Source organism: Shewanella basaltis (genome assembly GCF_023283885.1).
Classification (GTDB): Bacteria; Pseudomonadota; Gammaproteobacteria; order Enterobacterales; family Shewanellaceae; genus Shewanella; species Shewanella basaltis.
In genome coordinates, this window is the sequence record NZ_JAKILA010000004.1 from 49,060 (window position 1) to 72,071 (window position 23,012).

At 41.2% G+C, this 23,012-nt stretch carries 15 protein-coding genes; 7 read left to right on the plus strand and 8 right to left on the minus strand.

Translation table 11 applies throughout. The annotated features are described in order from the left end of the window. Positions 1-303 precede the first annotated feature (303 nt). From L2703_RS04675 to L2703_RS04695, 5 genes are all read right to left on the minus strand, one after another. Positions 304-2,091, minus strand: a complete 1,788-nt coding sequence (locus tag L2703_RS04675) for a M1 family metallopeptidase (protein ID WP_248969969.1) — start codon at positions 2,089-2,091, stop codon at positions 304-306. 659 nt (positions 2,092-2,750) lie between these two features. Continuing rightward, complete coding sequence (locus L2703_RS04680; RefSeq protein ID WP_248969970.1) at positions 2,751-3,722, minus strand: PstS family phosphate ABC transporter substrate-binding protein; 972 nt, start codon at positions 3,720-3,722, stop codon at positions 2,751-2,753. A 298-nt stretch (positions 3,723-4,020) separates the two neighbouring features. Continuing rightward, a complete protein-coding gene (gene phoR, locus L2703_RS04685) occupies positions 4,021-5,316 on the minus strand; it encodes a phosphate regulon sensor histidine kinase PhoR (protein ID WP_248969971.1) in 1,296 nt (431 codons plus the stop codon). A gap of 167 nt (positions 5,317-5,483) precedes the next feature. Further along, on the minus strand, positions 5,484-6,173 hold the full coding sequence (phoB, locus tag L2703_RS04690; RefSeq protein ID WP_238102909.1) for a phosphate regulon transcriptional regulator PhoB: 690 nt from the start codon (positions 6,171-6,173) through the stop codon (positions 5,484-5,486). A 187-nt stretch (positions 6,174-6,360) separates the two neighbouring features. After that, on the minus strand, positions 6,361-7,305 hold the full coding sequence (locus L2703_RS04695) for a porin (protein ID WP_248969972.1): 945 nt from the start codon (positions 7,303-7,305) through the stop codon (positions 6,361-6,363). 326 nt (positions 7,306-7,631) lie between these two features. Here L2703_RS04695 and rdgC point away from each other — a divergent pair, with 326 nt between their 5' ends. Next, positions 7,632-8,543 carry a recombination-associated protein RdgC gene (gene rdgC, locus L2703_RS04700; protein WP_248969973.1) on the plus strand — a complete coding sequence of 304 codons (912 nt, stop codon included), beginning with the start codon at positions 7,632-7,634 and terminating at the stop codon, positions 8,541-8,543. A gap of 9 nt (positions 8,544-8,552) precedes the next feature. Continuing rightward, positions 8,553-9,110, plus strand: coding sequence for a glutathione S-transferase family protein (locus L2703_RS04705; RefSeq protein WP_248969974.1), 558 nt, complete (start codon positions 8,553-8,555; stop codon positions 9,108-9,110). 60 nt (positions 9,111-9,170) lie between these two features. Here the strand turns inward: L2703_RS04705 and L2703_RS04710 are convergent, their stop codons facing one another. Further along, a complete protein-coding gene (locus L2703_RS04710) occupies positions 9,171-11,003 on the minus strand; it encodes a M61 family metallopeptidase (protein ID WP_248969975.1) in 1,833 nt (610 codons plus the stop codon). 199 nt (positions 11,004-11,202) lie between these two features. Between L2703_RS04710 and L2703_RS04715 the strand changes: the two genes are divergently transcribed. The 4 genes from L2703_RS04715 to xni all read left to right on the plus strand — a co-directional run bounded on the left by L2703_RS04715 (position 11,203) and on the right by xni (position 17,279). Further along, positions 11,203-13,359, plus strand: a complete 2,157-nt coding sequence (locus L2703_RS04715) for a tetratricopeptide repeat protein (RefSeq protein ID WP_248969976.1) — start codon at positions 11,203-11,205, stop codon at positions 13,357-13,359. A 176-nt stretch (positions 13,360-13,535) separates the two neighbouring features. Further along, a complete protein-coding gene (locus L2703_RS04720; RefSeq protein WP_248969977.1) occupies positions 13,536-15,092 on the plus strand; it encodes a sensor domain-containing diguanylate cyclase in 1,557 nt (518 codons plus the stop codon). A gap of 62 nt (positions 15,093-15,154) precedes the next feature. After that, the gene (ppnN, locus tag L2703_RS04725; protein WP_248969978.1) at positions 15,155-16,519 is read left to right on the plus strand and encodes a nucleotide 5'-monophosphate nucleosidase PpnN; all 1,365 of its coding nucleotides are present in this window, start codon (positions 15,155-15,157) and stop codon (positions 16,517-16,519) included. Continuing rightward, positions 16,512-17,279 (plus strand): flap endonuclease Xni, encoded by a 768-nt coding sequence (gene xni / locus L2703_RS04730; protein ID WP_248969979.1) that lies wholly within the window; start codon positions 16,512-16,514, stop codon positions 17,277-17,279. The genes ppnN and xni overlap by 8 nt, the downstream gene beginning before the upstream one ends. A 387-nt stretch (positions 17,280-17,666) precedes the next feature. Here xni and L2703_RS04735 read toward each other — a convergent pair whose 3' ends face one another. Beyond that, a complete protein-coding gene (locus tag L2703_RS04735; protein WP_248969980.1) occupies positions 17,667-20,459 on the minus strand; it encodes a S9 family peptidase in 2,793 nt (930 codons plus the stop codon). A 351-nt stretch (positions 20,460-20,810) separates the two neighbouring features. Here L2703_RS04735 and L2703_RS04740 point away from each other — a divergent pair, with 351 nt between their 5' ends. Further along, entirely contained in the window at positions 20,811-21,821 is a 1,011-nt protein-coding gene (locus L2703_RS04740; protein ID WP_248969981.1) for an isocitrate dehydrogenase, read from the plus strand. Between the two features lie 70 nt (positions 21,822-21,891). On the opposite strand, the gene rlmM is transcribed toward L2703_RS04740, so the two are convergent. Continuing rightward, positions 21,892-22,980, minus strand: a complete 1,089-nt coding sequence (gene rlmM / locus L2703_RS04745; RefSeq protein ID WP_248969982.1) for a 23S rRNA (cytidine(2498)-2'-O)-methyltransferase RlmM — start codon at positions 22,978-22,980, stop codon at positions 21,892-21,894. Positions 22,981-23,012 lie beyond the last annotated feature (32 nt).

Sequence of the window (23,012 nt, forward strand, 5' to 3'; positions counted from 1 at the left end):
TGACTGCAGGTGTCGTCATCTACATCAACGTCATTTAAAGCCGTAATGGGGGTTGTGACGCAACTGCGAAGGGCGAATTTATCAGCGTGGTATTCTTTGTTAGCCTTTTTTAACCTAGTGCACTATAACCTAGTGCACTATAACCTAGTGCACTATAACCTAGTGCACTATAACGTAATGCACTATAACCTAGTGCACTATAACGTAATGCACTATAACCTAGTGAAATATGCCCTCAAAAGGCTGCCTCGATACCTCACTGATAACTTTCGCTTAAAGAGCACACTCTAATGCGGATTGGTATTACTCATCATAGTGCAACAATGAATCTAATTGCACTTGCAATGAGGGATGGTAGCCTGGTCGAGCTTGGGCATAAATGGCCTTGAGTTCCTGATGATACCCAGCTATTTGCAGCTCAATAAATAATGGTCTTACAAATTTACCTCTGCCTATTTTACACAAATACTCTGTTAACGCAGGCAATACAGGATCAAATAAATTGCGGATCGCAACACGATACCAATCACAGGCAATTTCCGCATTGTGATGTCCGGTAAAGTTAAATACTTCATCTAAATCCAACAACATGGCTTGACTCACCCTTAACGGTAATTTGCTTAAAAAGTATTGCCAATGATGAACACGCCATTGTGCCACACACAATTCACTTGCCCCAATGCCGCTAATCAATTGCGAAAGTGCTAGGTCAACTTTGTCAAAACTCCTTGATGTGGGTGCCACAAACCAGGCAGGAAGTCCTTGACCATACACCCACTCGGTTAATTCCTCGAGGTTTAGCTTATCAAAGTGCTCCACTAATAATGTTTGTTTTGCATAATCAACGAAGGTTTCAGTCGTGATTGCAGTAAAAGCAAAATGATTAACATACTGAAGTAAAAACTCATCAAAAGCGACGCGCCCAAGCCTATGTTCAAGCTCATGGACAAACATCGACGCCTTGTCATAAGTAAAACGATTAAATGCCAAATTAGGATCGCGATTTTGCACATTGGCAGGCAATGTTTGCTCACCTAAAGGCATAGATAGCATTTCTTGTTGTAAGCGGCCAAACTCAATCACCCACTCAAGTTCAGCTTGTTCGCGACCATAAACCTCTTCAACAATGCGATTAGTAAAGTATGTCGTAAACCCCTCATTAAGCCACAAGTCGCGCCATGTTGCGTTACTGACTAAATTGCCTGTCCATGAGTGCGCCAGTTCATGAGGAACCGTTGATACTAAACTTTTGTCGCCAGCAATTAATGTCGGTGTCATAAAAGCCAACATTGGATTTTCCATCCCACCAAAAGGAAAGCTTGGGGGGAGTACTATCATGTCATAACGTCCCCAGGCATAAGGCCCAAGGAGTGACTCAGCAACCCGGATCATCGACTCCGTATCTTCAAATTCATTGGCCGCTGCCTCAAGCATGCCAGGTTCAGTATAAACCCCACTTCGAGGCCCTGTTGTTTGAAAAGCCAAATCGCCCACCGCAATGGCAAGTAAATGAGTGGGAATAGGTTTATCCATCGTAAAGGTAAATACCCCATCATCTGGCATTACAGGATTATTATTGGCACTCATTACCGTACGAAGCCCTAATGGAGTTTTAACGCTGGCATTAAAGGTCACTCTGGCTTTTAGGGTATCTTGAAGCGGTATCCAACTGCGGGCATTAATAGGCTGAGATTGACTAAAAAGGTAAGGTAATTTTTTGCCCAAGGTTTGCTCTGGCTTAAGCCATTGAAGCCCCTGTGCACTTTTTGATGTATGATAATAAATCACCACTGAGGTTATTTTCTCAGCCACATCGATAATAAGCTTTTGCCCTAATGTGTCATTCACATCAATGATATTAAATGACAATGTAACTCCGTCGATATCAGTCACGTTATCAACAAAAAGATCGCGGCAATCTAACACTAATGTGTTGCTAGGCATATTACGGATAAAGTCTAACCGAACGACACCATTGAGTTGTTGTAAGTCAAAATCAACCGCGATATCTAGCTCAAAATGATAGACACGTAATACATCTGTATTGGCGCTTGAATGATAATCGTGTTGTAAATTCAGTTCGACTGCCACAAAAAATCCTTATCGGTAAAATAATCCTCAAATATAGCAAAAATACTCATATTTCTGCCTGAAAATCATGACGTGAGCGATAGCTTGGATTTATACCAAACCACTTAAAATCACCTTAAAAATAACCGACTGATAAATAAGCTAAAAAATAATATTACTCGTTTCGATTGCTCATGTTATTTGAATTTTTTAAAAAATTTTATATTTTTTGCAATTAAGGGGGAACTAACGGCACACCACGCAGTCTGATTATATGAACCGAATTTGCATTACTTATTTTTAATCTAGTAGCGTTTTTTTGTTCATCATCATTCTCCTAATTAGATAGTTTTTTCACTATCAACCGTATTGCCTATAGCAATAGCAGCAACCTCTTAGTTAGGTTGCTTTTTTTTGCTTGTTAGCTCAAGAATACTTACGCGTTAATCATACCTATCCGCATTAGAATGTGCTTTTTTAGCGAAAGTTATCAGTGAGGTATCGAGGCAGTCTTTTGGTGGCATAGTTCACTAGGTTAAGAAAGGCTAACAAAGAATACCACGCTGATGGGGCATATTATTTACGGGAAGGGGATCAAACAAGACATATCAAGATTTACGTTGTAGATTGGTAAAAGCAAAAAGGCCTCAAATGAGGCCTTTTGTCAGTAAGCTAAGCGATTAAAGCTTAATACCCACTTTAGCTAAATCTTTAGCAACAACCGCAGTTGGAACTGGAACATAGCCATCTTTTTCAACAATTTGCTGACCTTGCTTAGACAATACAAAGCGCAAGAACTCACGATCCATTGGCGACAATTCTTTATTTGGGTGCTTGTTCACATATACGTATAAGTAACGTGATAGTGGGTAAGTACCGTTGGCGGCATTGGCCGCTGTCGCTTCGACAAACTTATCACCTTTTTTAGACACAGCAACCGCTTTCACACCCGCTGTTTTGTATCCAATACCTGAATAACCAATCGCATTTAGAGACTGTGATACAGATTGCACAACAGACGCTGAGCCTGGTTGCTCATTCACGTTTGGTAGGAAGTCACCATTACATAATGCTTTTTCTTTAAAGTAACCGTAAGTACCAGATACAGAGTTACGACCGTAAAGCTGAACGTCTTTCGCGCTCCAGTTACCGTCTAGGCCTGCGTCACCCCAACGGCTAATTTCTTTACCACCACACTTGTGTGTAGAAGAGAAAATACTGTCAATTTGTTCAATGCTTAGGCCAGTGATTGGGTTATCTTTGTGAACAAATACAGCAAGTGCATCGATTGCAACACGAATAGCTGTTGGCTGGTAACCATAATGCTTTTCAAATGCTTCAACTTCATTAGGCTTCATCTTGCGGCTCATTGGGCCAAATTGTGAAGTACCTTCAGTTAATGCTGGTGGCGCAGTAGAAGAACCAGCAGCTTGAATTTGGATGTTTACGTTAGGATAAATATGTTTAAACTCTTCAGCCCATAACGTCATCATGTTTGCTAAAGTATCAGAACCAACAGAAGACAAGTTACCTGACACACCGCTTGTTTTTTCATATACAGGTAAAGTTGGGTCTATAGCAGCCATTGATGCTGCTGAGAATACACCAGCGGCTGTAAGGGTAATCGCGCCGACAAGTTTGTTCAGTTTCATTGTATTGCTCCAGAATTAAGCGTACTAAGTTTTTAAAACGTAGTCAGTATCGACCTCATTGATGACAAGTCTATGACTTTGATATGACAGTTATATGACAATAAAGGTAATATTGTCATATTTGCATCAATAAACTGCCAACTTAAGTTTATCAATAGCTTAGTTAACGCTTAGAGCAAACAGTGAGTCATTTAATATTAACTTAACTGTCTTAATTATTTACCTAACCATATGCATCACAAGCGCTTTTTATAGATAAAAAAGCAGCATAAATGCTGCTTAATAATAACCACAATAATTATTGTCTTTCTAATAAATGTGTCGGAATAATAAAACTAAATGTACTGCCTTTGCCGTATTCACTGGTGACATTAAGTTCACTGTGATGATGGCTAAGTGCATGCTTTGCAATAGCTAACCCAAGCCCTGTTCCGCCTGTTTTACTAGAACGAGCATTATCAACCCGATAAAAACGTTCTGTTAAACGGTTAATATGCTGCGGTGCAATCCCGACACCTGTATCTTTTACTGAAAACAACGCTCCCGTTGCAACACTTCGCCAGGTAACTGAAATAACACCACCAGGCGCGGTGTATCGAATAGCATTAGATATAAGATTAGAACAGGCGCTTCGCAGTTGTAATTCGTTGCCATGGGTGTTTAACCCTGGCTCACAATTAAATTCTAAGGTGTATTCACTTCCGGCAAGTGCAACCGCTTCCTCTTTAAGCACTTCCATCATGGCTTGCATATTGACCATTTTTGATAAATCAACGTCAATGGCATCTTCAATACGTGACAATGCCAGTAATTGTTCGACCATCGACTGCATACGCGAGGTTTGTTGTTGCATAAGTAATAATGGCTTTTGATTGGGAGAATCGTCATCTTCCATTCCTTGCATTATCTCTAAATACCCTTGTAAAACAGTAAGTGGTGTCTTTAATTCATGTGACACGTTAGCCACAAAGTCTTTGCGCATCCCTTCAAGTTGATGGATCCGGGTAATATCTCGCGCAATCAGTAATAATTGCCGATCGCCATAGCTCATGATACGAATTTCGAGTAAACGTTTATCTGAAACAGGCGATGGGATCTCAAGAGGGTCTTTATAGTTGGCTTTTTTAAGGTAGGCAGAAAAATCAGGATGGCGTATTAAATTGTCAATCCGTTGCCCACTGTCTTGGGGCCAAACAAAACCTAAAATCAATTGCGCTAGCTTGTTGCACCACAAAATATTATGTTCAGCATCGAGCACCACTGCGGCGTCAGGTAAGGCTTCAGCACCTTGCCTAAAACGCGCTAACAAAGTCGCTAACTGCCCTACACGGCGGCGGTTTTTCCCTTGAAGTCGGTAAATACCATTAAACACGCCCTCCCAACTTCCTTGCCCTTGAGGTGGGGTTAATTTTTTGTCTTTCCACAACCAAAAATTAAGCCGAGCAATTTGCCGATAATGCCATACAAGCATGAACGTGGTCCCTAACAGCATCACAACCGCAATATGACCGACTAAGGCACCTACAAAGAAAAATAAAATCAGAAATAACGCTAAACGAAAAAATAACCGAAAAGCAGAATAAGAATTAAGCATAGGCAACCTAATTGATAAAGTAACGCAGCCAACACCCTTTAGTGTCGTTACTGATTATTAGGACTAACGAGGAAGCACAAGATAGCCTAAATTGGCGATGTTGGCTAGGTAATAAAAACAAAGAAACTCTGCTAACTAACACAGAGTTTCTATGGTTTACCACTGGACTACATTCTGGTTGAAAAACGGTAGCCAGCCCCGCGAACGGTTTGAATCAACTTATCGTGACCGCCTTGTTCTACGGCTTTTCGTAAACGACGAATGTGCACATCAACAGTACGATCTTCAACATACACATTGGTTCCCCACACGTTGTCTAACAATTGCTCACGGCTATACACCCGTTCCGGATGAGTCATGAAAAAATGCAATAATCTAAACTCGGTTGGGCCCATATCAAGCACAGACTCACCGACTGTGACTCGATGGCTAACAGGATCTAATTGCAACCCTTGTACGTCGATAGTCTCTTCTAAGCGTGTCGGTGCGCTTCTGCGCAACACTGCCTTTATTCTTGCCACCAGCTCTTTTGGAGAAAAAGGTTTGGTAATATAGTCATCGGCCCCGACTTCAAGTCCTTTGACTTTATCTTCTTCCTCTCCACGCGCTGTTAACATGATGATAGGGATTTGACGAGTAAACTCATCTTGCTTTAAACGTTTTGCTAATTGAATTCCACTGCCACCAGGGAACATCCAATCCAACAAAATTAAGTCCGGATATGGCTCTTGAAGCAACTCAATTGCTGAATCGAAATCTTCAGCTGCAGCTGTCGTAAAACCATGTTGATCCATCACAAATGTCAGCATCTCACGAATTGCTGATTCATCTTCTACTATTAATATCCTAGCTGTCATATTGGGTTTCTACTTTAATTTGCCACATCAGTATTATTGGACACTTTTATTACAATTTCATGACCCTAAGCGCGATATTGCCATTAAAAAGCGCTTTTTGTCATAAAAACTTAATTACCATTATCAAAGTCTGTTGCAAAAAAAAGGGCCTAAGCCCTTTTAATCATAAAACTGTATCAAACCAAGATTAAAACTTATGCTCGACACCCACACCCACATAGTTATCATCTTGATCGTTTGAATCAAATGAGTTTGCAGTGAAGAATGCAAATAGTTTTGTTGGCTTGCCTAGGCTGTAGTCTGCACCAACTGACCATGAATCACCTTTGTTTTCCATATCAGCAAACTGGGCTTTAAGGGTAACTTCGTTGATATCATAAGCGGCACTCAATAAGAAACCGTTATCGCTAACACCGCTGTCTAGCGCTTCTTGTTGCTGGTACATACCACCAAGCACAACACCAGCAACTTTACCTTGAACCGTTGCACGAGCAGTGTCATAACCTTTCACTTTTGAGTCATAGGCAATCGCTGCGTAAATAGCAGACGTTTTTAAACCTGCATCGCCATACATAACAGCCATACTCACGCCATCTTCACCAGTTGTGTTATCTCCAACAACTTGATCAGAGTCACCAGATGCAACATAAGTAACACCGGCCTGAATATCACCAAACATTGGCGTGTAATAAGTTAACGTTTGAGCCATACGGTTTTCACCTTTAAATATGGTTTTAACGTCACCAGAAAGGTCGTTAAACTGGTCAACCTTACCTTGAGATACTTTTAAAATCGTGTCATTGCGACCAACAGAAACCGCACCGAAATGACCTTTTAATCCTACAAATTGGTTACGAGCTAAAAAGTTTTCTTTGTCTTCGTTACCTGTATCGACTTCGTATTCGATGGTGTAAAACGCTTCTAATGAATTGCCAAGCTCAAAGTCTCCGGTTACACCAAAACGTGATGCATTACTTTGAATCGTCGTTTCTGTTTCATCTGAAACATCGTTTGACTGTGCTGTAACATTTAATTTGCCATACACTTTTAGAGGTTCTGCAGCGTATGCACTTGATACTAAAGAAGCGGCCATAGCAGAAGCTAATAGAGTTTTACAAAAAACGTTCATCATTTCATCCTTTCGACGATTATCTCGTCATGGTTATTCAGGTTAGTTGTATCGGAACGAGCGGAATTTTGCCTTGCTAATGTTTCAGAAATATTTCACTAGTTAATTAATTACTGATATTCACCGCTAAAAAACTGCAAAAAAAGCCTTAAATGCAGCTACACCAATGGTTTTGAAGCACATAAAAAGATTATGACAATTTGATGAATTCTCCTTTCTATCAAGTTATTCATCATGCAATTAGCATATTTTTGTAGGTTTACCGCTTTGCATCTATCCCGTAAACTGCAGGGACTGATTTATTCCTGTTAATTAATTGAGAGCATTCTATGTGGTTTAAAAATCTCACCCTTTACCGTTTCAACAAACCGTTTACCACCGATACCGAAACCTTAGAAACAGCACTTGCTGATTTCACTTTTTCTCCCTGCTCTAGCCAAGACATCAGTAAGTTCGGATTTTCAAATGCCTTAGGCAAAAAAGGCCATGCGCTAGTGCACAGCGCTGAGAATCGCCATTTGATTTGTGTCACAAAAGAAGAAAAGATCCTACCCGGCCAAGTGATAAAAGAAGCACTAGATGAAAAAGTTGCTGAAATAGAAGAGCAAGAGAATCGTAAAGTCACTAAAAAAGAAAAAGACACCATTAAAGACGAAATCACCACAACCCTACTGCCACGAGCTTTTTCTCGTCGCAGTCAAACCCGCGCATTGATCATGCCTGAGCTAGAAATGATTTTAGTTGATAGCTCTAGCGCCACCAAAGCAGAAGAATTGCTGGCGCTATTGCGTAAAGCACTAGGCAGCCTGCCTGTTATCCCATTAAGTTTTGCAACGCCAATAGAAACCACGCTCACGCAATGGTTACAAGCAGGAGAAGCTGAAGCGCCTTTTGAAATGCAAGATGAAGCCGAGTTAAAATCGGACTCAGATGAAGGCGGCATTGTTCGCTTTAAACAGCAAGTGCTTCAAGAAGACGAAGTGTTGGCACATATCGCCACGGGTAAACAGGTTCATAAATTAGCGTTACATTTTGGCCAATCGATTGCTTTTTTAATGCAATCAGATGCCAGTGTTAAACGCATTAAGTTCTCAGAAGAATTTAGAGCAGGTAACGACGAGGTGGGTACTGAAGACCCTATTGCTCGTTTAGATGCTGATTTCGCGCTTATGGGCAGTGAATTGGTTGCTTTTATTAATGCACTCAACAAGGCATTTGGTCCGCTTGAACAAAGCGTATAAGGACATGATATGAAACTATATGGTAGCTATACTTCGCCATTTGTGCGCCATTGTCGCATTGCATTACTTGAATCAACACTCGACTATGAATTTATCGAGACAGATCAAGTTGCCAGCGCAACATTATCGCCAACCAAACGGGTACCACTTTTACAAGATGGTGAACTGACATTACATGATTCTAGTGCCATATTGCGTTATATTCGCAATAAATCAGACAAACCATTTATTGAAGGCGCAGTCGAACTCGACCAATATTGCCTGATTAACACGGCTCTGGACAGCACAATCAATCTGTTTTTCTTGACCCGTGATGGTGTCGATATTGAACAATTTGACTACACCAAACGACAAGCTCAACGCATAGACTCTATTTTAGCGGAGTTAGAACAACTTAAACTGCCGCTTAACGGCCCATTTAATGACGTACAATTGCGATTAGGCTGTTATTTGAGTTGGGCGGTTTTTCGTCAGCGCATCAAAATTGCCGATTACCCGCGACTAGCACTCTTTTTGACCAGTATTGAACAAGATCCGTGCTTTATTGAAACCGCTCCACCCGTTTAAGCCTGCTTATGAAAACATAAAGCCCTGAACGCTCAGGGCTTTATAAGTTAATTAACGTCCTTAAGCCTTGTTGTCAGTGCTCAACCATTCACCCTTATCATTAAATGGCCAATCAATACCAAGCCATGCTTTGAAGAACGCTTTTTGTTTGTCAGTCACCTGCTTAAGGGCTGTTATGGCTAATTTCCCTTTCGGTTGCTCACCCAATACCATGCTAAGCTCTTTTAGACGATCATTACTAAAGACGGTTAATGTCACTGTATCTCCAGGCTCAAAGTCATTAAAGCGCTTACTTAATCCTTCTGCGGTAACTTTTAAACCATTAAGGGCAACTAATTCATCACCCGCGATTAACCCCGCTTTCCAAGCCGGGCTATTTTTCGCAACAGTTGCTAAGACTAAATCGCCATGCAAACCAGACAATCCTATGCCTGTATCCACTTGGCTTTTTGGCTTGTCGCCGTATGTTGTCACCAATCCAGCCTGGGCTAATAAGGTATCAAACTCTATGCTAAAAGGCTGATTAACAAACTCCTGCCACCAGGGTTGGTAATCTTTGCCTGTCAGCTTGGTGAGGATATTCTGAATATCCTGAACCTTATAACCCATGGGGATTTTAAAGTGTTGATATAATGCCTTATGAACATCTCGATAAGAATGTGCTAACTCACTGTCATCAATGATATTAAAGTCTAAAACCATGGAGGTCAGGTAACCTTCAGAATAAATATTCACGCTGTGGTTAAGGGCATAATCCCCCCAGGTGCTACTCCATTGGCCTAAACTGGCCTCTGCAATTGACTGAGTATCCCTGCCAGGGTTGTGCTCATTTAGGCCTATTCGTAAACTTAAATCATCAAAAAACTCTTTAGGTGTTATCACCCCTGCACGCAGCAGTAGTTGATTCTGAAAATAACTGGTAGACCCTTCAGCCACCCATAACAACTCACTCATATTTTCAGACTGATAATCGTAAGGCACTAGGCCTTGAGGCCGATAAGATTTAACATTCCAGGTATGTATAAATTCGTGTGATGCCGTGCTGATAAAGCGTAAATAGTCATCCCGCTCACGGAATTGAAATCGCGGTAATTGTATTACTGTAGAATTAAGGTGTTCGGTTGCCCCACTCGCACCACTTGTAGCATGAACCATATAAACATAACGTTCGAACGGATAATCATCCCAAATCATTGAAGCTTGACCGCTAATTTTACGCAGATCAGTTAAAATTTGCTCGGTGTCATAATTACCCTCCCCCCAGAAAACCACCTCATATTCACGGCCATCTGCTTTAAAATTAAAATGTTGATTAATCCCGGTTTCAATAGGTGAATCAACTAACACATCATAATTAGCCGCGGTAAAAGAATGAGGCTTGGGTCCTTTGTCCATACCCGAAAAACTGTTCCATCCTTTAGGAACGCTCATTTCAACGGATATCGGTTCCTGGCGAAACTCAGGGCTATACATAAACACACCACTGGCATCCAAATAAGCATGACTTTCGTCAATATGACGTAAACGGTCGCCTAACTCATTAGCATGCAACTGATAAGTGACTTTTACCGCCGTAGGCTTAGTTAAACTGACCGTCCACTCACCACTGGCTGTTCGCCGCCAAGGTAAAGCATGTCCTTTACTGTCTGTTGCGTTAAATAATCTAACGCCATCAGCGACAGGCAATACCTGATAACGCCCCGTGCGCCACACGGGTAAATTAACAACCAGTTCTGAAGATTGGGATTGAGGAAAAGAAACACTGACTTGAGCCAAGTGGTGAATGGGTTGGTTAATATCAATATGGTAATTAACATCTGCAAAAGAAGATGTAGAAAAACACATCGAAAAAAGTGCACTTGTCGTTAAAAAGGCAAGATTTGTTGGTTTCACAAAGAGTTCCTTCTGATATGATTCTATTTGTTTTTATTTTAAATTCCGAACAATTATAACAATCTACGCTAATTTACAAAGTCGCCATTTACGACTCATTACAAAATGTCATGTTGCAACAGTAAATTTAAATGGGATTACGCGCTATCGTCGTTTGCCCCGCGTTTATGCTAGACACACATTTAAGGATTCAATCACTATGCTTCGACTTGCATATCTTTTACTGTTTTTTTCACTATTTACCAGTTCAGTCGTGGCCGCAAAAGATCTTGAACAGCAAGAGATTGAATTTAAAGAAAACCCCGGAAAACTATACATTAAGCTTTTAAAATCAACAGAATACCCGCAGCACTTCACCACAAAAGAAGCGTTTGTCCAGGTGGCAAACGACTTGGGGTTTCAACCCGTTGAATTACAAAGGGACTTAGAAGTACTCGCCCGAGTCAACCTTGAGGCCAACTTAACATCACCCACCAAGTATGAAGATGCAAAACAGTTAATTGAACAGCTTGATTTAATAGCAACAACAGCTTACGACAAAGCCATGGTTATCATGCTTAAAGCAAGATTAAGAGGGCGGGAGAATAAAGAATACCAACCGATTGTCGTGCAATACATGGATGCATTAAACATGATCAACACTGACACGAGCACCCAAGCAACCATTTTTAAGTACATACTTCATGAGCATTTAGCCGGCTTAAATATGATGTTACTTCAAAGTACAGCCGCCCTGTCACACTTCAATCGCTACCGCGAAATAGCCTATCAACTGCACAATGATTATTTTATTGCCGAAGCCGAAACGGCATTAGGCAAATACTACAATCGCAGTGGCGATAAAGCTAAGTCATTACAACACTTTAGCGAAGCATTTCGCCTAGCAAATGGGGTTAGTTACCCTCAATTAAAATCGCAAACACTCATTAACCTTGCACGCACTTATCGAGATTTAGAGCAATGGGATGATGCACTAAAATATGCCCATGAAGCGGCAGACATTCAACAAAACTTAGGTTTAGAGAGCTATCTTGCAGAAACGTTAAATGTCATCGCAATGGTGTACGAGGGTCAAGAAAAGTGGACTAAGGCGGTTGATTATTATTTAAATGCACAGCAAGTTAACGAACGCGTAGGCAATATTATTGCGGTAGGTGTTAATTTTCACAATGTGGGGGGAATATATGCAAAACTGGATAATATTCCTGCTGCACTCAATGCATTACAACGCGCAAATGAAATTTTTCGCTCCTTAAAAACACACCATTACCTCGTTCATAATGAGTTATTGTTCACGCAAATCAATGCCGAACAAGCTCAATGGGCAGAAACCATCAAACATGCGAAGCAAACACTTGAGTTAGCAAAACAACTTAAACAAACCGACATTGAAATCGAAGCACTTGAGTATCTTTCTAACGCTTATCGAAAAACCAACGACCTTAGTGCGGCAATCGACACCATAGAGTCCATTATCGAACTCACAAAAATAACCAAAGAGAGCGCTAAAGAATCAAATGGTCATTCTGAATTTACAGAACAAAAATTAAAGTTTGAACTCACCACCCTCAATAGTAAGCTCGAACAGCAAATTGCCAACAACAAGCACAATCAGTTTATTATTATTCTCTTCGCACTGAGTTTAATCATTGTGGTGTCGCTAATGATTTTTACTTGGCGTAAATACATACAAAAAAGAAGGCTATATCTCAAATCTGAAGCCATTAATCATATCGAACCAACATCACAAACCCCAGGCTATCGGGCATTTATTCAAACGCTCGATTCAATCGATTTGACCACAGCTAAAACTCTCGCACTCATTAATATTAATGAACTGAATCATATCGATTTACAACTTGGGCTAACCGAATCAAGACAGTTCATGCAAAAATTCCTTGTTCAAATGGAGCAACAATTCAATACACAAGTCTTTATGATCCGCTCAGGCTTAATTGCATGTTATTTTGATCAACCACGTGATGCTGAATATATTCATGCCCAAACAATGCAATGCTTGGAAACATTCAAGACAATACAAACCAACATTCCAAATTTTTCAAACACATGTAATGCTCATCAAATTAGTATTGGTCACATTAATTTACCCTTAATCGCCAATCCAGATGTGACCATTAGTGCTCAGTTACATTTCGAAACCATTCAATATGCATTAGCCGCAGCGCTCGCAATCCCAGAAAAACCAGCCTTTGTCTCATTAAGGCCGCTTAATTTTGCCCCTGCTGCTATATTTATGCCGCCATTGTACTTAAACCTCTCGCAAGCATTAAACCGAGGGATCATTCGTGCAGAGAGCAATCGAAATATTTTGGAGTTTAATTGGCCAAAATGCTAATTGGCTAATAAACTAGCAACTGTCACTCAATGGTTAATGTTTTATGGGTAATTAGATTTGTTGCACAACATTATTGAGATAAAATCACTATAATGTACAGGTATAGCAATCATCCTTATTTTAGGATTGTGATAATAGGTCGTTAAGCAACCTAATTAAGAGTAGGCAACATATTGATGAAAGAGTCAGATACCGCGGTTTCACAAATATCCCTAATGAAGCAAAAACTTCATGCGGCAAAGCTTGCTCTAGATGATATTAATAATGATCGTAACGACAAATTAAAAACACTTATTCAGTTTATTAGCCATTTAAGTCTTGCCTGTAAAGGCCAAAATTTAGAGCTAGACAATAAACTGGCGAAATTGCGACATCATATGCATAACTTTGAGCAAATTGATGAAGCATTGCCCGAATTAATTGATATTGAACGCCTTTTAAAAACACAGTATAACCATACCATGTCACGGCTTGAAGACAGCCGTCTGGGGTTAACGCGGGTTATTCGTCAAATTCAACGAATCAATTCAGTACCTGACAAGCTCAAAAAAGAAATCACCTATTTCAAACAAGATTTGAGCAAACCATTCCATACGGTTTGGGAATACATCCCCAAAGTTGAAAAACTGATCTTTTTTTATGAAGAAATCCTAAAACAAGAGATATCAGGTACAGACAACTACGATATTCTGCCGCAGCACATCCAATTAGCCAGAGAACTGGCAGCCAAAATTGCAGAAGTTGAGTTCAGAAAAGACCAACGAGATCAAATTTTAGTCCTAAAAGAAGTCTTATTAGGTGATATTCATGTCAATGGGCTGTTAGAGGCTTATCAAACTATTTTAAGTTTATTACTCGATAATATTGCCCGTGAAAAAACAGCCTCACAAGACTTTTTATTTGCCTTAAATGATGCCCTTAGCATTGTTAGAGATGTCGTCAATAACACCTACAACAACAGCCAACGTAGCGAGCAATTAAAAGGCCAGTTAAACAAAGAAATTAACTTGCGCGTTAATAATGCTGACTCCATCGTTGTCGATATTAATGATCTGTCAGAGCTTAAGACTCAGCTTACCGTTCAATTATCATCGCTTCGCGATGCACTTTCTCGCAAAGAAGCGCTTGAACAACGTGAACAGGCTATTCTTCGTAAGTCGATAGAGTCTATGCGTAAAGAGCTAAACGCGATGAGCAATGAAGCAAACAACTACAAAGAAAAGCTCTTTGAGCACCAAAAGCTAAATCTGCTCGACCCCTTAACCCAACTGTCAAACCGAACCGCTTTAGAAGACAGAATGGAGCAAGAATATCGCAACCATGTGCGCTATAAAACGCCATTATGGATTGCAGTGACAGATATAGATCACTTTAAAAGCATTAACGACAACTTTGGTCATAGCACCGGTGATAAAACCTTACAAGTGATTGCTATGGCGCTGAAAAACTCTCTACGAGACAGTGAGTTTGTCGCAAGGTATGGTGGAGAAGAATTTGTATTATTACTCCCAGACATTACAGATGAACATATCTCACTGATGCTCAACCGAGTCAGAGAGAAAATTAAAAATATTCCGTTTAAGTTTAAAAATCAGAGAATTACAGTTACATTATCTATAGGTGCTGCCCAAGTAATGGAAAATGAAACGCTTGAAGAAGCATTCGAAAGAGCAGACGCAGCATTATACCAAGCAAAAAACAACGGCAGAGACCGAGTCGTTATTGATATCTAATCCACTGCAAAATCATTTTCTTTGGACTCGATATCAACGACTCGAGTCCAAAGGAGTTGCTTATGATCGTAAAAATTAGTCCACGCGGTAGCCTAGATCAACTGTCTCAATTAGAAGTAGAACGCCTAAGACAAGGCGCCAAAAGCGAGCTTTATCAGTTGTATCGTAATTGTTCGCTTGCCGTATTAGCGTCAGGCTTAATTAGCGACAGCTCTGAAGCGTTATTTAGCCAATATGAATCATTTAATATTAATATTCTTCAGCGCGAGCGCGGCATTCAAATCGAATTAATTAATCCGCCGACACAAGCTTTTGTCGACGGAGAAATTATTGTAGGTATTCAAGAGCATCTATTCGCGGTGCTACGAGACATTATCTACATCAGCAATAAATACGAAAATTTAAAACACATCGACTTAACAAATGCCAGCCACATTACCAATGTGGTATTTGATATTTTACGTAATGCTCAAGCCATTTCGCCCATGAAAGACCCTAATGTTGTGGTCTGTTGGGGTGGCCACAGTATCAACCCTGTCGAATACCAATACACCCGTGATGTTGGTTACCAACTCGGACTTCGAGGCCTTGATATCTGTACAGGTTGTGGTCCAGGCGCAATGGAAGGACCAATGAAAGGGGCCACCATAGGCCATGCTAAACAGCGTGTGTCTAATGCCCGCTATATTGGCTTAACCGAACCAAGCATTATCGCCGCCGAGCCACCTAACCAAATCGTCAATGAGCTGGTGATTTTACCCGATATTGAAAAGCGCCTAGAAGCCTTTGTCCGCATTGGTCACGGTATTGTGATTTTCCCAGGTGGTGCAGGTACTGCAGAAGAACTTCTGTATCTGTTAGGTATTTTACTGCATGAAGAAAACAGCAACACACCCTTTCCGTTAGTATTAACTGGCCCGACAGAAAGCGCTGAATACTTTACAGAAATCGATGCGTTTATCGGTGCGACACTGGGTAAAGCTGCACAAGACAAATACCACATTATTATTGGCGATCCTGAAAAAGTTGGCCAAATGATGAAACAAGGCATGAGTGAGGTAAAAACATATCGCAAAAATAAAGGCGATGCGTATCAATACCAATGGTCACTAAAAATTGAACCTGAATTTCAATTACCCTTTGATCCAACCCATGAAGTTATGGCAAATTTAAACTTATACTTTCAGGATAACAAAGCAGAACTGGCCGCCAATTTACGCAAAGCATTTTCGGGCATTGTGGCAGGAAATGTAAAAGGCGACACCATAAAGCTCATTCAACAACATGGGCCTTTTAATATCCAAGGCGATGTGCAGCTTATGCACATGATGGACAAAGTGTTAACGGCATTTGTAAAACAACAACGGATGAAATTACCAGGTAGCGCTTATGTGCCCTGCTACAACATAATAAAAAACAATGAATAAACTGCTGATTATTGATGGATTAAACCTGGTGCGCCGTATTCATGCGGCGCTACCCGACGAGAACGACATCACAAGCGTACAACAACGTACGCTTGCTGCCTCGCAAAAAATGTTGCTTCAACATCAACCCACCCATGTCATCGTAGTGTGGGACGGCAGTGAAACATCTTGGCGCAAAGTGCTGTTTGAAGATTATAAAAAAGGGCGCAAACCTATGCCAACCGCGTTAAGCGATGGGTTAGTACACATAAAAGCAACCTTAGCCTCTAATGATATTCACTCATTTGACGCCCCCTCAGAAGCCGACGATGTCATTGCCACTATCGCCACCAAAGTTATCAACAATCAGGGTGAAGTCGTCATCGTATCGACCGACAAGGGGTTTAGCCAATTACCAAGCAAAAACCTAACATTGTGGGATCACTTTAACCAACAAACCTTTGATATTAAACAATATGAAAAGAAGCTTGGGGTTGAGCAATATCAGCTACTGGACTTTATTGCATTAGCGGGAGACAGCGGCAATAAAATCCCAGGAATAACAGGGATTGGCCCCAAATCAGCAGCTGATTTACTGAATAAATTCAGAACCCTTGCCAACCTATATCGCTCACTTGATAACCTAGGAGCAAAACAAGCACAAAAACTTGCTGAAGGTAAAGACATGGCACGGATAAGCTATAAGCTTGCCCAACTGCAAACAGATATCCCGCTCAATGTAAACTTAAAGCAATTTAGGGTGAATACCAATCCGCATTAATTAACCTCAACTCTGGATAAGAGATGTATTGATAACGATATAAATCAATAGATTGACTAAAATCCACTGTCAAGCTTGTGATTTGCTTTGCTAACAAGGCGAATTAACGCGTCAATAGCTAGCCTATTGCAAGTTAATTCAACGCAGTGAGGAAGGCAAAGGACTGCTTGAAAGGCGTTTGTTATCCAGAGCTGAGGTTAATTAGGTGTCTGCACACTGACCGCGGTTTTGATTAACGTGTTGATGTAGTATTTCCTGTTCCCTTTCAACAGCGACAACCTAACGCCAAAGCCACTGGGGCATCACTAAACACAAAGCTGAAAACCTAATGTGACGTGCATAAAAAAGGCCACAGTAATCATACTGTGGCCTATTAATCGCTTAGGCTTAATCGGCTTTTTTGTACTCTTGATAAGCCTCACCTTGAGATAACCATGTTGGCGCTGGTGCGCCTTTTAAATAATGGTCAAAGTACTGCTTCATTTTAATGCTGTAATCTAATTTATTAGGGTATTTTTTCAAATGATGAGGTTCATCTTGATACTGCAAAAAGACCACATCCTTCCCCGCACGACGCATGGCTAAATACAGCTCAACGCCCTGCTCCCAAGGCACGGCATCGTCTTTATCGCCAAACATAATCATCATGGGTGTTTGGATTCGATCTGCATAAAAAATAGGTGAATTCTCAACATACTTTTGTGGCGCAGCAAATAAGCTCGCTCCAATGCGGCTTTGACCTGTCTCATACTGAAATTGGCGCGCCAAACCCGAACCATGACGAATGCCACTATAAGCACTGGTCATGTTAGACACGGGAGCCCCCGTGACTACAGCCTTAAAAATATTGGTTTGCGTTACAGCATAGGCACTTTGATAGCCGCCCCATGAGTGCCCCTGGATCCCAACAGCATTAGGATCTGCAACGCCCATCTCAATAATTTTTTGCACCCCAGCAGTCAATGCCTTTACAGACGAAATGCCAGGGTAGCCTATTTCAAAGCGAATATCGGGTAAAAATATGGCGTAACCATTGTCGGCATACCATGCAAAATTTGGACGATGATTAAGCTTCATATCAGGAAATGCATGTAATCTGTCACTCATAAAGCGATAAAAATACACCATCGTTGGGTAAGCCTTACCCACCTGATAGTTAGCAGGTTTAATCAATACCCCATCCATTTTAACGCCATCACCATCACGCCAATGCACTAACTCAGCACGACCCCAAGCAAAATCATTACGCTGAGTATCAAGCTCAGTGATTTGAATGGCATTTTGAACATTATTGATATTGGCACTGTACAAATCAGGGTATAAATCATAACGCTGTTTAGAAAACACTACAGTGTCGGCATCTGTTGAGCGGGCGAGCAATGTCAGCTTACTGTCGCCTTCGGTAAGGGCTGTCACGCCTTGTTTGCCTACAGTCGCCCGGTAAAAAGTGTCGGCTTTAGTGCTGTGGCTATACCCTTGCAGTAGTATTTTTTGCCCCTGGGAAATCACCGCAGGTAGGCGCTTCTCTTTTGCTAACCCCACAACCCTAAATTGAGTTTTGCTCTTGCGTCCGTCACCCTTTGTAAGCATAAACCCCTGATGTGAAGAGGTATCAAATTGCCACATATCGTATTTATCATAAACGGTAATGCCGCTGTCATCACCTAACCAAGGTCCAAAACCATACCCCGGAGCCTCGATGGGATAATCATGATCTTCATCAGCAAATGGGGTGCTAATGTTATGCGTTAAGTTAATACTGCGACCCGAGCTAATATCAAATAAATACACACCACCTTGCTTAAAATATGCTAAAAACTTGGCATGAGGCGATAGGGTTGGCATTGAGTCACTTGGCTGCTGAGCAAGAATAAGTTGCTTATTACCCGTATTAAGATCGACAAGGTACACATCGCGATAAAAACCCGCCCAAGTGATCATTTTTTGGTACGGCACATCAGAGCTTGCAACCAAATAATCACGTTGTTCACCATAAGCAACATCTGGTACAGACTCATCAGCTAATTGCACCATGTTATTGGTTTGAAGATGCAAAACCGCAAGATAAGTACGTTTTAATTCTTTTGCGTACTCTTTTACTTCTTGTGGCTTAATTTTAGGGTCGTCACCATGCCATATTCTTAACTGCTTTTGTGCCGTAATGATCTCAGGATTTACCACATCCGCAGCGTCATTGTATTTAGGTAACTGAGCTTGTTGAGCCACACTCGCAACACGGCCAACAAACAAACGTTGGTTATCTTTTGAAAATTGTAAGCTGGAATATTGATTGTAACTCCAGCCATTATCTTGGCGATAAATCTGCGATTTTTTCGTATCGGTATCTAACAGCAACAGTGAGTGTTCGCGGCCATAACGCGCCACCGATGCATCACCTTTAGTCAAGGCAACAAAACGTCCATCAGGGCTTATCGCTAACGATTCAAGTTGTTCGCTGTTGCTGTCATATAGGATTTCGCTGGTCAATGATTCAAGCTTAACCAAAGACATTTGATGCACTTGATGTTTGTTTTGCAATACCGCTACATAGTTACCCGCTTTATCAAATGCAAACTTGGTGACATTGTTTAGGGTTATTTGCTCACTAGTGGCAAGCTTGATTAAAGTGACATTTGTACCGACATCCTTTTCATCCACATCAGGTTTTGTCTGCTCATCAGTCGACGGTTCGTTAGTCTTTGCTGCTAACGCCTGCGCAGCATCCTCATCGTCTTTAACCGGTTTATGTTTAATCAGTAAATAAGCGCCATTGTCACCAAACAGTGTCGACTCGACCTCATCAAACTGCTGCGTTGTGCCGCTGTCGGTTGCCAATAGCACTACCGAATGAGGTAAATCGTCGCTTTTTTCGGTTTCGCGATCAAATAAAGGTGGTTCAATGTCAGCAAGCACAAAGCGTCCGTCAGCACTAACTTTAACATTGCTACCATGGTCAATCTGATACCGTTTACTGTTATCACTAAAGCGCACTAATGCGCGGCTGTCACCGCGATCAGGTGTAGCTTGTACAGCAATAACCTTGCCATTATCAGAAATAACCGGCTGTTGCAGGGTTTCAAACTGCATAATATCGTCAATGGTTAATGCCCTTTGTGTCGCAAAACTGGGCACGCTAAAAGACAGGCACAAAGCCAGTGGAATTAAATTAAATACTTTCACAGTTCCCTCTAATTATTATCATCATGGATTGTCTGTTATCGCTATGGCGAAAAAGTAGCGCCATCTTACGACCAAAGTCGTCTACATAAGCTGTCTGACATCAATTATAACCTTACCCTTTGAGTCAGCGTAAACTCACCCCTGTCGAGCTGGCTGTCATAGTAAAACAATCGGATTAGGATTGACTCAACAATATCGGAAATAACGTGATAACTCTCACTATTTTCTGTAAATAAACATTAAAATTCGTTAAAATGCGCCGCAGAAAAACGGCGGATTTTATCGTCGTCTGGCCGCAGTAATGATGCGGTTCAACGCTTGCAGTAACCACAACCGTGGAAAGGACTATTCATGTCAAAACGTACAATTACCGTAATCCCTGGTGATGGGATTGGACCTAGCATTATCGATTCAGCATTAAAAATCCTCGACAAAGCAGGATGTGACTTTGAATACGAATTCGCCGATGCAGGGTTAACAGCACTAGAAAAACACGGCGAATTATTACCACAACGCACGTTAGATCTTATCGAAAAAAACCGCATCACCTTAAAAGGCCCACTGACGACACCTGTGGGTGAAGGCTTTACCTCAATTAACGTGAGTCTTCGCAAAAAGTTCAGTTTGTATGCCAACGTTCGCCCAGTCAATTCATTTAAAGGCACTCAGGCGCGTTACGAAAATATCGATATTATTACCGTTCGCGAAAACACCGAAGGTATGTATTCAGGTTTAGGCCAAAAAGTGTCTGATGATGGGCAAACAGCCGAAGCAACCAGTATTATTACTCGCCAAGGTGCTGAACAAATCACCACTTTTGCCTACGAGTTAGCACGTAAAGAAAACCGTAAAAAAGTGACGATTGTTCATAAAGCAAACATCATGAAATCAACTTCAGGTTTATTCCTGAAGGTGGCACGTGAGGTGAGTTTACGTTACCCAGATATCACCACTGAAGAAATGATTGTTGATGCAACCTGCATGAAATTAGTCATGAACCCAGAAAACTTTGATGTGATTGTCACCACAAACCTATTTGGTGACATTTTATCTGACTTATGTGCCGGCCTTGTGGGGGGGTTAGGCATGGCGCCAGGTGCAAATATTGGCCGCGACGCTGCTATTTTTGAAGCAGTACACGGCAGTGCACCAGACATTGCAGGTAAAAACCTTGCCAACCCGACATCAGTGATTTTAGCGTCGATTCAAATGCTTGAGTATTTAGGCATGTCTGACAAAGCTGAAATGATCCGCAATGCTGTATCTGCAGTGATTGAAGAAGGTGACCGTACCACACGCGATTTAGGTGGCACACATGGTACAACCGACTTCACTCAAGCGGTTCTTGAGCGCTTGAGTTAGTCTCGCATCACGCCAATAAAAAGCACGCTGATGGTCACATCAGCGGGCTTTTTATTCGGTCTGCAAATCACTAAGCGTAATTCACACCCTTTTCAGGGAATAACCATAAATGAACAGTCACTTCATCACGGTCATGATATAAGTGTTTACATTGCATTTTAAAGTCAATTTCATTCTCAGTTAAAATGGTGCTCATGGTATCTAAAATGGTACTGACTTCTTTGTATCGACTCTTCATCGGCAGTTTAAGATTAAAAATAGCCTCTTTAAACCAACCATTAATCGCCCATGCCTCCATCAACTCAGCCACTCGAGCAGGCTTTTCGACCATATCACACACTAACCAATAAATGTTTTTGCGCGGTGGTTCAAAACGAAACCCATCCGCTCGATAATGTTTAACTTGGCCGGTTTCCATTAATTTAGGATCCATTGGACCATTATCAATTGCAGCAACCATCATGCCTCGGCGCACAAGTTGATATGTCCAGCCGCCAGGACAAGCACCCAAATCAACGGCATTTAAGCCACTACGGCATCGGGTTTCTTGCTCTTCTTTAGTTAAAAACACACCAAATGCTTCGTCTAACTTTAAACTCGAGCGACTAGGCGCGTCGGTTGCCATTTTTAAACGCGGAATGCCCATAAAGTGTGCAGAAGAATTATGACTCAAGGAGTAACCGGCATAAGCTTTACCAGGTGCAATAAAACACACATGAATAATTGGACGACGGTCATTTTCAGTACCTAACAATGCACCACTTTTCTTTAACCCTTGACGAAGTGGGACTGTAAATTTACGACAAAACGCAGACAGCTCTTTGGCTTCATTGGTGTCAGGTGTTTCAACCCGTAACTCGCCACATTTTGATAACTCAGATAATGCCGCAACAACAGGACTCACACGGTCTTGCTCTGGTAAATCAGACAACATCTCGCCTGCTGCAAACATTTGTCTGGTAAAAATAAGCGAACTTAGCGCCAATTCTTTCGCTAACGTATCCGCCCCATTCTCTTCAAAACATTGATAAATAACATAAGCATCATTGACGTTAGTTTTTACAAAACCTCCGACATTGAGTTCTGCTGCACGTTGTTGAATTTCTGCAGCGCAGTCTTTTTCATAGCCTGAGCGACAAAATAGGAATAGGTTTTTCATTTAGAGCCTTAACATTAAGGATGGTCGCATAA